Source organism: Planomonospora parontospora, assembly GCA_014647935.1.
GTDB lineage: Bacteria > Actinomycetota > Actinomycetes > Streptosporangiales > Streptosporangiaceae > Planomonospora > Planomonospora parontospora.
This window is the reverse complement of sequence record BMQD01000042.1, coordinates 23553-33668: the sequence shown is the minus strand read 5'-3', so window position 1 is coordinate 33668 and position 10116 is coordinate 23553. Positions and strand designations below refer to the sequence as shown.

Annotated in this window: 11 protein-coding genes; 5 read left to right on the top strand and 6 right to left on the bottom strand. The window is 73.3% G+C overall.

What is annotated here, in order from left to right; translation table 11 throughout:
• Positions 1 to 142: 142 nt before the first annotated feature.
• The gene (locus tag IEZ07_RS33230; protein WP_191898414.1) at positions 143 to 1048 is read right to left on the bottom strand and encodes an iron-sulfur binding domain-containing protein; all 906 of its coding nucleotides are present in this window, start codon (positions 1046 to 1048) and stop codon (positions 143 to 145) included.
• Positions 1049 to 1149: 101 nt separating this feature from the next.
• Here IEZ07_RS33230 and IEZ07_RS33225 point away from each other — a divergent pair, with 101 nt between their 5' ends.
• From IEZ07_RS33225 to IEZ07_RS33215, 3 genes are all read left to right on the top strand, one after another.
• Positions 1150 to 1824 (top strand): hypothetical protein, encoded by a 675-nt coding sequence (locus tag IEZ07_RS33225; RefSeq protein ID WP_191898413.1) that lies wholly within the window; start codon positions 1150 to 1152, stop codon positions 1822 to 1824.
• Between the two features lie 644 nt (positions 1825 to 2468).
• Complete coding sequence (locus tag IEZ07_RS33220; RefSeq protein ID WP_191898412.1) at positions 2469 to 3239, top strand: lytic polysaccharide monooxygenase; 771 nt, start codon at positions 2469 to 2471, stop codon at positions 3237 to 3239.
• Between the two features lie 103 nt (positions 3240 to 3342).
• Positions 3343 to 4158 (top strand): DUF305 domain-containing protein, encoded by an 816-nt coding sequence (locus tag IEZ07_RS33215; RefSeq protein ID WP_191898411.1) that lies wholly within the window; start codon positions 3343 to 3345, stop codon positions 4156 to 4158.
• Positions 4159 to 4293: 135 nt separating this feature from the next.
• On the opposite strand, the gene disA is transcribed toward IEZ07_RS33215, so the two are convergent.
• The 4 genes from disA to IEZ07_RS33195 form a co-directional block, all read right to left on the bottom strand.
• On the bottom strand, positions 4294 to 5379 hold the full coding sequence (gene disA, locus IEZ07_RS33210; protein WP_191898410.1) for a DNA integrity scanning diadenylate cyclase DisA: 1086 nt from the start codon (positions 5377 to 5379) through the stop codon (positions 4294 to 4296).
• 98 nt (positions 5380 to 5477) lie between these two features.
• On the bottom strand, positions 5478 to 6878 hold the full coding sequence (gene radA, locus IEZ07_RS33205; protein ID WP_068902543.1) for a DNA repair protein RadA: 1401 nt from the start codon (positions 6876 to 6878) through the stop codon (positions 5478 to 5480).
• A 53-nt stretch (positions 6879 to 6931) separates the two neighbouring features.
• The gene (trxA, locus tag IEZ07_RS33200; protein ID WP_191898409.1) at positions 6932 to 7246 is read right to left on the bottom strand and encodes a thioredoxin; all 315 of its coding nucleotides are present in this window, start codon (positions 7244 to 7246) and stop codon (positions 6932 to 6934) included.
• On the bottom strand, positions 7243 to 7623 hold the full coding sequence (locus IEZ07_RS33195) for a MerR family transcriptional regulator (protein WP_191898408.1): 381 nt from the start codon (positions 7621 to 7623) through the stop codon (positions 7243 to 7245). The genes trxA and IEZ07_RS33195 overlap by 4 nt, the downstream gene beginning before the upstream one ends.
• A gap of 154 nt (positions 7624 to 7777) precedes the next feature.
• Here IEZ07_RS33195 and IEZ07_RS33190 point away from each other — a divergent pair, with 154 nt between their 5' ends.
• The gene (locus tag IEZ07_RS33190) at positions 7778 to 8323 is read left to right on the top strand and encodes a phosphatase PAP2 family protein (RefSeq protein WP_191898407.1); all 546 of its coding nucleotides are present in this window, start codon (positions 7778 to 7780) and stop codon (positions 8321 to 8323) included.
• Positions 8324 to 8425: 102 nt separating this feature from the next.
• Here IEZ07_RS33190 and IEZ07_RS33185 read toward each other — a convergent pair whose 3' ends face one another.
• Positions 8426 to 9124, bottom strand: a complete 699-nt coding sequence (locus IEZ07_RS33185; protein WP_191898406.1) for a class I SAM-dependent methyltransferase — start codon at positions 9122 to 9124, stop codon at positions 8426 to 8428.
• A 177-nt stretch (positions 9125 to 9301) separates the two neighbouring features.
• Here IEZ07_RS33185 and IEZ07_RS33180 point away from each other — a divergent pair, with 177 nt between their 5' ends.
• Positions 9302 to 10114 carry a sugar phosphate isomerase/epimerase family protein gene (locus tag IEZ07_RS33180; protein WP_068902887.1) on the top strand — a complete coding sequence of 271 codons (813 nt, stop codon included), beginning with the start codon at positions 9302 to 9304 and terminating at the stop codon, positions 10112 to 10114.
• Positions 10115 to 10116 lie beyond the last annotated feature (2 nt).

The window sequence follows — 10116 nt, the reverse complement described above, 5'->3', positions numbered from 1 at the left end:
CCCCGCCCGTCTGAGCGGTCCGTCACCCGTCCCCGCCCGTCTGAGCGGTCCGTCACCCGTCACCGCCTGAGCCGCCGCCCACCCGCCGGGCGGTCCCGCCGTCCGAACGGTCCTGTGCCGCCCTGCTGCGCCGTCCGGGGGCTCATCCCGTGCCGGGGGGACGAGCGGGCGGGCCGCCCGGCAGACGGTAGGTGCCGTCGTCGAGGACCTCCGCCAGGCCGTCGGCGACGAGGCCGTCGAGGGCGCGCTCACGCTGGACGGGCTCGTCCCAGACGGAGTCGAGGGCCGCCTTGGGGACGGGTCCGTGGGCCTCGCGCAGGACGGCCAGGAGACGGCCGCGGCACTGGCGGTCGGTGCCCGCGTAGGTCTGGCCCCTGCGGGCGGGGCCCTCGTAGGGGGGCTTGCCGGCCAGGCGCCAGGCGCACCGGTCGCGGATCGGGCAGTCGGCGCAGCGGGGGGCACGCGCCGTACAGACCAGGGCGCCCAGCTCCATCACGGCGACGGCCCAGACGGGCGCGTCCTCCGGCCCGGGGAGCAGGGACTCGGCGAGCACGCGCTCGGCGGCGGTGGTGGCCTTGGGGGGGTATTCCTCCCCCCGTACGGCACGCGCCAGCACCCGGCGGACGTTGGTGTCGAGCACGGCGTGGCGTCCGCCGAAGGCGAAGCTGGCGACCGCGGCCGCGGTGTACTCGCCGACGCCGGGGAGGGTGAGCAGCGTGGCGTGGTCGGCGGGGACCCGTCCGCCGTGCAGTTCGGTGACCGCGCGGGCGCAGGCGTGCAGGTTGAGGGCGCGGCGCGGATAGCCGAGGCGGCCCCAGTGGCGTACGGCCTCACCGGGAGGCTCGGCGGCCAGGGCGGCGGGGGTCGGCCAGCGCTCCATCCACTCGGTCCAGACGGGGAGCACCCGGACCACCGGCGTCTGCTGGAGCATGATCTCGCTGACCAGGATCGACCAGGGGGTGGCGCCGGGCTCGCGCCACGGCAGCTCGCGGGCGCATCTGGCATACCACTCGAGAACGGGAGTCAGCAGGAGATTGCGCTTGGCCACGCCTCGACGATAGTGCCGCCCGCCGACATGTTTACCCAAGGAACCGTAGGGGAACGGCGGGTCGCCGCCGGGCTTCCCCAAGGGCTCCCCATACTGTGCGCATGGATCCGGACACGTTCCGCAGTGACATGGGGGTCGACGTCTACTGGAGACGCCGGCTGATCGCGCTCGTCGCCGTCCTCGTGGTGGTCGCGATCGTGGCCTGGGCCTGCTCGGCGGCGGGCGGGCCGGAGAGCGCCTCGAAGGCCCAGGCGGCCCCGACGAGCCGGTCGCCCGCCCCGGACCCGCTCCTGGCCACCCTGCCGGTGGCCGCCATCACTCCCACCCCGAAGGCTCCGACCCCCTCCCCGAGGCCGGCCAAGCCGGTCCCCCGGCCCAAGCGGCCGGGGGACGCCTGCGACGCCGCCGACCTGGTGCTGAGCCTCATGGGCGAGGGAGAGGTCTACGGTGCGGACGAGCGTCCGCGGTTCATCCTCACGCTGGTCAACACCGGCAAGGTGATGTGCACGGCCGACGTGGGGCCGCGGACGACGGAGGTCCGCATCACCTCGGGTGACGACCGCGTCTGGTCGTCGGCCGACTGCCTCAGCGGCGAGACCGATGACATCCGCAAGCTGGAGCGCGGCATCCCCTACGTCCGGCAGATCCAGTGGGACCGCCGCAGGTCGGGATCCGACTGCAGGGCGAAGCGGGCCGAGGCCCGTCCGGGGACCTATGTGGCCATGGTCCGGGCCCCCCGGCTGAAGAGCGACAAGGTGGTCTTCCACCTGCGCTGACGGCGGTGCGGAGGCGGCGGCCGGCGGGATCCGGCCCCCGGCCGGGCTGTGGGGTGGTCTCCGGTCGGTCTGTTGCGATGCCTCCGGCCGGGCGGCGGGGGTGGTCTCTCCGGCCGGGCCGTCGTGATGCCTCCGGGCGGTCTCTCCGGCCGGAGTTCTCCCGAGCGCCGTTATGGTGGCGCTGAAGGCGATTTAAGCCTCCCATAAGATGGGCGATTCATTTTCCGTGCTATAAAAATAACCAGTTTCACGGAGTATGAAGGAGACGCCCTCTCGTGAGAATTCCCCGCCGTTTCTCCGCGCCGCCGGACGAGGTGAGCCGCCTCCTCGGCGGGAAGGCCGCGCCCGGGTGGCCCGGCGGGGGTCGCGCGGGACGGAGGCCACCCGGTGGCCCGGCTCCCGAACGACACTCATAACCTCTGACCTGGGGGACAATGTCCCCTCGGGTGGTGGTCACGGAGACGGCCGGCGGCCTGCCGGCAGGCCGTCCCGGACTGGAGGGCCCGCTCCGTGATCCGGCGCGATCCGGCCCCTGAATGACCGCGTCCTTTCTGCGGCGGTCCGGAAAAAGGGCCGGGCGTTCGTCCGCCGCAAGGGAAGGCATCGTCATCCGCCTTCCGCAGACCCCGAGCAAGGAATGGTAAATGCGTAGAACGGCCACGCTCCTCACCATGGCAGCGGTCAGCTTCGGTGCCACGGTTTTCGCCGCCTCCCCCGCCCTGGCCCACGGTTACGTGTCGTCGCCGCCGAGCCGCCAGGCCATGTGCGCCCAGGGGCGCGTCGCGAACTGCGGCGCGATCGTCTACGAGCCGCAGAGCGTCGAGGGCCCCAAGGGGCAGATGAACTGCCACGGCGGGGTCGGCCGGTTCTCCGTGCTCAGCGACGAGAGCAGGGCCTGGCCGGCCACACCCGTCGGCAACAGCGTGACCTTCAACTGGGTGCTGACCGCTCGCCACTCCACCAGCCACTGGGACTACTACATCGGCAACAAGAAGATCGCCACTTTCAACGACGGGGGCAGGCAGCCCGGTGCGACGGTCTCGCACGTGGTGAACCTGTCGGGTTACAGCGGGCGGCAGAAGGTCCTCGCCGTCTGGAACATCGCCGACACGGTCAACGCCTTCTACTCGTGCATCGACCTGCAGGTCGGCGGCGGCAGCGGTGGCGGAAGCACCCCGCCCCCGGCCCCCACCCCGACTCCGACCAAGCCGTCCACGCCCGCGCCGACCCCGGCTCCGACCAAGCCGTCCACCCCGCCCCCGGCCACCCCGGGCGGGACGTGGAAGGCGGGGACCTGGTACGCGGTCGGCGCCAAGGTCACCTACGGCGGTGCCGCCTACCGGTGCATCCAGGCGCACACCGCCCTCGGCGGGTGGGAGCCGCCGAACGTCCCGGCTCTCTGGCAGCGGGTCTGACCGGTCCGCGGGCGCCGCGCCGCCCCGGTGCGGCGCCCGCGCGGCGGGAACCCGGTTCCGACCAGGAGAGGCGACGCGAATGAGACGACACGGATGAGATGAAATGGACGAGACGACACCGGTGGGCGACACGGATGAGACGGTGCCCGTGAGCGCCCGCGGGGCGGCCTCCGTCGGGCGCCTCGCCCTCGCCCTCGCTCTCGCCGTCACGGGCGTGCTGGCGCTCTCCGGGTGCGGGACGGAGGCCGACTCGCACGGTCGCCATGCCGGTCACGGTGCCGGCCCTCATGCCGGTCACGCCGCCCGGGTGCCCGCCGCGGAACAGAGCCCCGCCACCGCCCCAGCCTCCGGGAACCCTGCGGCCACGGTGCCCGCCGAGGACGGCCTCACCGGGACCGGGAGTCCCGCCGGGACCGGGAGGGCCGTGGCCGTCCGGGAGGACGGTCCGGCAGGGGCCGGCTCCTTCAACGACGCCGACGTGATGTTCCTGCAGATGATGATCCCCCACAACCGGCAGGGGGCGGAGCTGGCGGGCCTGGCCGGCTCCCGTTCCGCCCGGGGCACGGTGAAGGCACTGGCGGCGGCGATCGCGGCCACCCAGGACCAGGAGGCCGAGGCCATGGCCGGTCGGCTGGAACGCTGGCGGCGCCCCCTGGAGGCCGAGGCGCACGCTCACGACGCGCACGGCGGCCTGCACGTCACCGGCCCCGAGGAGGCTGTGGCGCTCAGGAGGGCGACCGGAGCCGCGTTCGACGTCAGGTTCCTCAACGTGATGGTCGCCCACCAGCACAACGCCGTCGAGATGGCCCGCGCCGAGATCCGGGACGGGCGGCATCCCGAGGTGGTCGAGCTGGCCCGGCGGATCGACCTGTCGCGCTCCGCGCAGATCAAGGCGATGCTCGGGGAACTGGCCTCCTGAGCCCTCCGGGACCGGCATCGAGGAGACCGGCTTCCGAGGGGATCGCTGTTCCGGGCGGAGCGGCGCGTCCCGGGAAGGGCACGTACCCTCCGGACGGGTTCCGGCTGGGAGGGGCCTGCTTCCGGGTCGCGTCCGTCAGACGTAGCGCTCCAGGATGGACGACTCGGCGAGGCGGGACAGACCCTCACGGATGTGGCGGGCGCGGGTCTCGCTGACGCCGCCCGCCTCCTGCAGGTCCTCGGTGCTGGCGGCCAGGAGTTTCTGCAGGCTGCCGAACTGGTCGGCCAGGCGGTCGACGACCGCGGTGGGGAGCCGCGGGACCTTGGCCAGCAGGCGGTGACCGCGCGGGCTCACCGGGGAGTCCAGGGCGTCGGCGCCCGTGTGCCCGAGGATGCCGGCCACCGAGGCCAGGTCGAGCAGGGCGGTGGAGGAGAGGCCGTCCAGTTCGTGCAGGGCTCCGGCGACCGTGCGGGCCCGGCGGCCCGTCACGGGCAGGTAGTCGCGCACGATGAGCTCGCGGTCGCTCTCCGTCCCGGCGACCAGCTCGTCCAGTTGCAGGGAGAGCAGCCGGCCGTCCGTGCCGAGTTCGACGACGTAGTCCGCGATCTCGTCGGAGATCCGGCGGACCATCTCGAGCCGCTGCAGGACCACCGCGATGTCGCGGACCGTCACCAGGTCCTCGATCTCCAGCGCCGACAGCGTGCCGGAGACCTCGTCCAGCCGGAACTTGTACCGCTCGAGGGTGGCGAGGGCCTGGTTGGCCCGGGACAGGATCGCCGCCGACTCCTCCAGCACGTAGCGGACGCCGTCCAGGTAGAGGGCGATGATCCGCATGGACTTGCTGAGGGAGACGACGGGGAAGAAGGTCTGCACCGAGACCCGCTGGGCGGTCCGGTGCCTGGTGCCGGACTCGTCCGTGGGGATGGAGGGGTCGGGCACCAGGTGCACGGCCGCGCGCACGATCCGGTGGCCGTCGCAGCTCAGCACGATGGCGCCGTCCATCTTGGCCAGCTCGCGCAGCCGCGTCGCGGAGAACTCGACGTCCAGCTCGAACCCGCCGCTGCAGATCTCCTCGACCACGCGGTCGTATCCCAGCACGATCAGGCCGCCGGTGTGCCCGCGCAGGATGCGCTCCAGGCCGTCGCGCAACGCGGTGCCCGGCGCGACCGAGGCCAGGACGGCTCTGCGGCGCTCGTCGAGGCCCTTGTCGGTTGCTGCCACCTGACCCCCGTGGTCCGTGTCGAGAGCCCGGCGGGTCCGAAAGCCGTCACCGGGGTCCGGCGCCCAGCTTACCGAAGGCCCGCGGCGGGCCCCGGGCTTCAGGACGTGACGTGGTTGAGGGCGTCCCAGACGTTCTCCGCCTCGACGACGTCGAAACCCGGCGCGAAGCTGGAGCGGCCGTCGGCCCGGACGAGGGAGCTCTCGCCGCGCCTGCCCCGGCCGGCGTCGAGGGAGCCCGCCGGGACCAGCGCGCGGGTGAAGCCGAGTCGCGCCGCCTCCGACAGGCGGCGCCGTACGTCGCGCACCTGGCGGAGCTCTCCGGCCAGGCCCACCTCGCCCAGCACCACGAGCCCGGACGGGAGCGCCCGGTCGCCGGCCGCGCTGGCCACCGCGAGCATCACCGACAGGTCGATCGCGGGGTCGGCGAGCTTGATCCCGCCCACGGTCGCGGTGAACACGTCACAGCCGCCGAGCTTGGCGTTGAGCCGCCGCTCCAGCACGGCCAGCACCATGGTCACCCGGTAGGGGTCGAGGCCGGAGGAGGAGCGGCGCGGCTGCTGGGCCTCGGTCCGCGCGACCAGCGCCTGGACCTCGGCGGGCAGCGGCCGGGTGCCCTCCATGGTGACCGTGACGCACGTGCCGGGGACGGGCTCGGCGCGGTGGGAGACGAACAGCCCGCTGGCGTCGGTGATGCCCTCGATGCCGCCCTCGTGCAGGTCGAAGCAGCCGACCTCGTCGACGGGGCCGTAGCGGTTCTTGATCGCGCGGACCATGCGGAGCCGGGAGTGGCGGTCGCCCTCGAAATGGAGCACGACGTCGACGAGGTGCTCCAGCGTCCGGGGGCCGGCGATCGAGCCCTCCTTGGTGACGTGGCCGACCAGGACCGTGGACATGCCGCGCTCCTTGGCGAGCCTGACCAGGTTGCCGGCCACCTCCCTGACCTGGGTCACCCCGCCGGGCACGCCGGTCGCCTGCGCCGAGCCGATCGTCTGCACGGAGTCGACCACGAGCAGGCCCGGCTGGACCTTCTCGACGTGGGAGACCAGCGCGCCCAGATCGGTCTCCGCCGCGAGGTAGAGGTCGTCGTGGATCGCGCCGATCCGGTCGGCCCTGACCCGGACCTGGGCGGCGGACTCCTCTCCCGTGACGTAGAGCACGGTCTGCCCGCGGGCGATCTTGGAGGCCGCCTCCAGGAGGAGGGTGGACTTGCCGATGCCGGGCTCCCCGGCCAGCAGCACGACCGCCCCGGGCACCAGACCGCCGCCGAGGACCCGGTCGAGCTCGGGCACGCCCGTGCTGCGGGCGTGCGCTACCTCCGCCTTGACCTGGCCGATCGGGACGGCCGGGGCCGACACCGCACCGGGGGAGGCCACGTGCGCGCCGCCGCGGGCGGTCTCCTCCTCGACCGTGCCCCAGGCCTGGCACTCGCCGCAGCGCCCCACCCACTTGGCGGTCTGCCAACCGCACTCACCACAGCGATAGCCGACCTTCTTTGCCATGGCCGCACGCTACCGGCCCGGGCCGACAACTTTCACCCGGAGACCGGGCCCGGTCAGATGTGGCCTTCGAGGTCGGCCAGGAGCATGCGCTTGGGCTTGGCGCCCCTGATCTGCCGGACGACCTCGCCGCCGGAGTAGAGGTTGAGCGTCGGCAGGCCGAGCACGCCGTACCTGGCGGAGATCTCGGGGTGGTCGTCGGCGTTGAGCTTGGCGATGGTGAGGCGGTCGCCGTACTCGGCCTCGATCTCCTCCAGCACCGGCGCGATCATCTTGCACGGCCCGCACCACTCGGCCCAGAAGTCCACCAGGACCGGCTTGTCGCTGCGCAGCACCTGCTCGTCGAAGTTCTCCGCGGTCAAAGTGATCATTTCTCTCCCTGCTTCCCTGTCGGACATCCCGGGCAGGAGCCGGCCAGCTGCGCGGCCACCTCGGCCCGCCGGACCAGCAGCGTGCGGATCTCCTCGTCGATCTCGGTCAGTTTCCGCCGGTAGACGGCCACGGACTCGGGACACGATCCGCCCGTGGCGTTCCCGGCCCGCAGGCACGCCACGAACGGCTCGGCGTCCGCGAGCGTGAACCCCACGGTGAGCAGCGCGCGGATCTCGGCGACGAGCCGGAGGTCGTCCTCGTCGTACTCCCGGTACCCGTTGGCCGACCGCCGCGCGGTGATCAGGCCCTGCTGCTCGTAGTAGCGCAGCGCTCTGGTGCTGACCCCCGCCCGGCGGGCGAGCTCTCCGATCCGCATCCGGCCCTCCTCCTCCGCGACCGTAATCCCTGACGCCGGTGTCAAGGTCAAGCGGCGGCGTTCTGTTCCGCTGGGGAACGGGCCCGCGGGCGCCGGAGAGCCGCCTAAGATCGTTCGTTCACCCCGTGTTCACCATCCCCTCAGGAGGACGGCCGTGTACCGCGACATCGTCGAGTTCGCCCAGGGCACCCCCGCGTGGGTGCACGCCCTCGCCGAGACGGGCACGGATGCGGGGCTGCTCGTCTTCGTGCTGCTGTTCGCCCTGGCCTGGTGGCGGGCGCGGCGGAGGGAGCCGCGGGACATGGCGCTGGTCCTGCTGGGCCCGGTGGCCGTGGTGGCCGTCTACCTGCTCAGCGAGATCGTCAAGGTGCTCGTCCGGGAGGAGCGGCCGTGCCGGGGGCTGGCGGCGACCATCGCGGCCTGCCCCGAGACGGGGGACTGGTCGTTCCCGAGCAACCACGCGGTGATCGCCGCGGCGGCGGCGGGCACGCTGGTCCTCGCCTGGCGCGGGCTGGCCGCCCTCGTGCTGCCGCTGGCGGTGCTGATGGCCTTCTCCCGGGTGTTCGTCGGCGTGCACTACCCGCACGACGTCGCGGCCGGGTTCCTGCTGGGGGCGGTGGCGGCACCGCTGCTCGTCCTGCTGCTGACGGGGGCGGTCACGCCGCTGGTGCGCCGGTGGAACCTCGTGCGGGCGGCGTGACGGGAACGGGCCCGCGGTCCGGCGGCCCCCGGCCGGTCCGGATCAGGACCCGTCGGGTCGGGACGGGTCAGGCCGGAGCGGGTCCGGCCGGTCCGCGCCCGGTCAGAAGTGCTTCCAGCGCAGCAGGTTGGGGTAGGCGATCTCCAGGCCGGGGGTCTCGGCGGCGGCCTGCGCGGCGACCTCGGGGGTGAACTCGATGCGCAGGACGGCCTCGAGGTCGGCCCGGCGCTCGAAGGCCATGCGCAGGTCGAGGGGCTGCGCCTGCCAGCCCTGGCGGACCCAGAAGTCCGCCACGGCCTGCGGCGAGTAGGACGGGATCGACCGGCGGAACCAGCGGCCGAAGTCGCCGCGGGAGGCGTCGACGTCGATCACGAAGGCGGTGCCGCCGCGCCGCAGGACCCGGGAGAGCTCGGCCAGGCCGGGCTCGCAGCCGGGTCCGAAGAAGTAGGCCCAGCGGGCGACGGCGACGTCCACCGAGGCGTCCGGGAGCGGCAGGGCCTGCGCGGTGCCGGCGCGGACCTCCACGCCGGGCAGGGCCCGGCAGCGCCGCCGGGCGAGTTCGACGAGGTCGGCGTGCGGCTCGACGCCGACGACGCGCGCGGCTTCGGCGGACAGCGCCGGAAGGTGGTAGCCGGTGCCGCAGCCGACGTCGAGCACGGTCGCTCCGGCGAGCGGGCGGACGGCGGACATCGCGGCCGCGGCCCGGCCCTCGGGGTCGACCGCGCGGTTCTCCAGCTCGTAGACGTGCGGGGTGTTCCAGATGTTGGGGCTGGGGATGGCCCCCTTGACGAACCGCGGCATCCCCACACCGTATCCGGGCGATCGATCGGTGTGATCCGGGCCGCACAGGGGTGGCTGGACGCCATTCGGCCCCGGGCGCGCTTAGTCTGGCATTGTGGACGAGCGGGGCGACCGGCGTCGCGGCGTCCGCGCGACATGGACGACATGGACTCCGACCCCGAAGGCGAGAAGGCTCCGATGAGCGTCATCCGAGTGCCCAGCGCCAAGATCGCGCTGTCCACGGCGTCGGTGTATCCGGAGCGCACACCGGACGCCTTCGAGCTGGCCGCGCGCCTGGGATACGACGGCGTGGAGATCATGGTGGGCGCCGACCCCGTGAGCCAGGACATCGACGTCCTGGAGCGGCTGTCGGACCACTACCAGCTGCCCATCCTCGCGATCCACGCGCCCTGCCTGCTGGTCACCCAGCGGGTGTGGGGCAAGGACCCGTGGGCCAAGCTCAAGCGCGCCCAGCGGGCCGCGGAGCGGGTGGGGGCGCAGACGGTCGTGGTGCACCCGCCGTTCCGCTGGCAGCGCGACTACGCGCGCGACTTCGAGACCGGCCTGGCCCGGATGCGCGAGGAGACCGACGTGGTCTTCGCGGTGGAGAACATGTTCCCGCTGAAGGCGCGCGGCAACAAGGTCGTCCCGTACTCCCCGGACTGGAACCCCGTCGACTACGACTTCCCGCAGGTCACCTTGGACCTTTCGCACACGGCGGTGTCGGGCTCCGACGCCTGGGAGATGTTCACCAAGCTCGGCGACCGGCTGGCCCACCTGCACCTGGCCGACGGGGTCGGCATCCCCAACAAGGACGAGCACCTGGTCCCCGGGCGGGGCAACCAGCCGTGCGCGCCGATCCTGGAGCGGCTGGCGGCGAACGGTTTCGGCGGCCTGGTGGTGCTGGAGGTCAACACGCGCAAGGCGGCCAGCCGTACCGAGCGCGTCGACGACCTCGCGGAGGCGCTCGCCTTCGCCCGGCTGCACCTCGCGGCCTCGGCCAACGCGTGACG

What these genes read in the sequence shown, in the direction of transcription:
- IEZ07_RS33215 (WP_191898411.1), top strand. Translation starts at nt 3,343, where the DNA reads ATGGACGAGACGACACCGGTGGGCGACACGGATGAGACGGTGCCCGTG.
- IEZ07_RS33195 (WP_191898408.1), bottom strand. Translation starts at nt 7,623, where the DNA reads ATGCGGATCGGAGAGCTCGCCCGCCGGGCGGGGGTCAGCACCAGAGCG.
- trxA (WP_191898409.1), bottom strand. Translation starts at nt 7,246, where the DNA reads ATGATCACTTTGACCGCGGAGAACTTCGACGAGCAGGTGCTGCGCAGC.
- IEZ07_RS33185 (WP_191898406.1), bottom strand. Translation starts at nt 9,124, where the DNA reads ATGCCGCGGTTCGTCAAGGGGGCCATCCCCAGCCCCAACATCTGGAAC.
- IEZ07_RS33225 (WP_191898413.1), top strand. Translation starts at nt 1,150, where the DNA reads ATGGATCCGGACACGTTCCGCAGTGACATGGGGGTCGACGTCTACTGG.
- IEZ07_RS33220 (WP_191898412.1), top strand. Translation starts at nt 2,469, where the DNA reads ATGCGTAGAACGGCCACGCTCCTCACCATGGCAGCGGTCAGCTTCGGT.
- radA (WP_068902543.1), bottom strand. Translation starts at nt 6,878, where the DNA reads ATGGCAAAGAAGGTCGGCTATCGCTGTGGTGAGTGCGGTTGGCAGACC.
- IEZ07_RS33180 (WP_068902887.1), top strand. Translation starts at nt 9,302, where the DNA reads ATGAGCGTCATCCGAGTGCCCAGCGCCAAGATCGCGCTGTCCACGGCG.